Annotated in this window: 2 protein-coding genes; both read right to left on the reverse strand. The window is 40.2% G+C overall.

Translation table 11 applies throughout. The annotated features are described in order from the left end of the window. Positions 1–388, reverse strand: a 388-nt coding sequence (locus tag RT405_RS02810) for a DRTGG domain-containing protein (RefSeq protein WP_313467375.1), incomplete at its 3' end; no start/stop codon positions are given. A gap of 27 nt (positions 389–415) precedes the next feature. Further along, a partial coding sequence (locus RT405_RS02815) for an MBL fold metallo-hydrolase (protein ID WP_313467377.1) occupies positions 416–679 on the reverse strand: 264 nt, incomplete at its 5' end.

The following is a 679-nucleotide window of genomic DNA, read 5'->3' on the forward strand; positions in this document are numbered from 1 at the left end:
GCTTTTGCACACTTTCGCGGTTGCCGACGATCATCAATGAACCTGGTGTAATATATCGGATCATGGCATTTTCCGTCATTGCCCCGATAATAAATTTATTTAATATATTGGTTAAGCCTTTCTCGCCGCCTAATATATCTCCTTCAATGATTTTTATAATTTCGCCATAACTAAGAGTCTCTATACTTTCTTTCATTTTCCGTTCAATACGGATCGTTCCTACTCTTTGGATGGTTGAAACTAGCCCACTGTTTTGCGCGTCTTTGATTGCACGATATGCTGTTCCTTCACTGACACGCAAGTTTTTAGCAATCAATCGAACAGAAATCTTTTCTCCAACGGGTAGTGTTTCTATATAAGCCAATATTTGATCGTGCTTCGTGGTCATGAATTAACCTCCAAAAATCTTTTACTTCTAAAGTTCGAAAACTTCTCCTATTTCTAAAGCTTTTCCTTGGTTCCCAGGCAGTCCTTGACAAAAAGTCTGAGGGTCTTGTTCTATCAATGGGAACGTATTGTAATGAATGGGTACAACTGTCTCAGCTTTCAAATAAGAAGCAGCTATCGTTGCATCTTCCGGTCCCATTGTGAAATTGTCTCCGATTGGCAGAAAGGCAATATCAAGCGGTCTATATGCGCCAATGAGCTGCATATCAGAAAACAGAGCTGTGTCTCCTGC

The sequence above is a fragment of the Carnobacterium sp. genome (assembly GCF_032094055.1).
Lineage (GTDB): Bacteria > Bacillota > Bacilli > Lactobacillales > Carnobacteriaceae > Carnobacterium_A.